The following is a 584-nucleotide window of genomic DNA, read 5'->3' on the forward strand; positions in this document are numbered from 1 at the left end:
TGGCCTGTTTCGTCGGCTATTATGTCGTCTGGTCGGTCACTCCCGCCCTGCACACGCCGTTGATGGCGGTGACCAATGCGATTTCCTCGGTGATCATCGTCGGCGCGCTGATCGCGGCGGCGGCGGCCGGGATCGGTGAGGGCGGGGCGACGTCGAAATGGCTCGGGCTGCTCGCGGTGGTGCTGGCGAGCGTCAACATCTTCGGTGGCTTCGCCGTCACCGCGCGGATGCTGGCCATGTACAAGAAGAAGGTGCCGAGCGCGGCCGCCAAACATTGATTTCGTCACCCCGGCTTTATGCCGGGGTCCACTCATCCACTGACGCCGGGGCTGATGGCGCGGTGGACCCCGGCACAAGGCCGGGGTGACGCATTGTTAGGACTGACACATGCCACTCTATCTCAACGACGATCAGACAGCGCTTCAGGACACGATCCGCGACTTCGTCGCCGACCATGCGCCGGTGACGCACATGCGCGCGCTACGCGACAGCAAGGACGCCACCGGATTCAGCCGCGACCTGTGGAAGAACTTCGCCGAAATGGGCTTTACCGGCATTTTGATCGACGAAGCCGAGGGCGGCCT

General features: G+C 64.0%; 2 protein-coding genes. Both read left to right on the forward strand.

What is annotated here, in order from left to right; all coding sequences use genetic code 11:
- A partial coding sequence (locus AACY08_RS28150; RefSeq protein ID WP_339472376.1) for an NAD(P) transhydrogenase subunit alpha occupies positions 1-278 on the forward strand: 278 nt, incomplete at its 5' end.
- A 109-nt stretch (positions 279-387) separates the two neighbouring features.
- On the forward strand, positions 388-584 hold a 197-nt coding region (locus tag AACY08_RS28155), incomplete at its 3' end, for an acyl-CoA dehydrogenase family protein (protein ID WP_339472377.1).

It is taken from the genome of Pseudomonas sp. EL_65y_Pfl1_R83 (assembly GCF_963970695.1).
GTDB classification, from domain to species: domain Bacteria; phylum Pseudomonadota; class Gammaproteobacteria; order Pseudomonadales; family Pseudomonadaceae; genus Aquipseudomonas; species Aquipseudomonas tritici.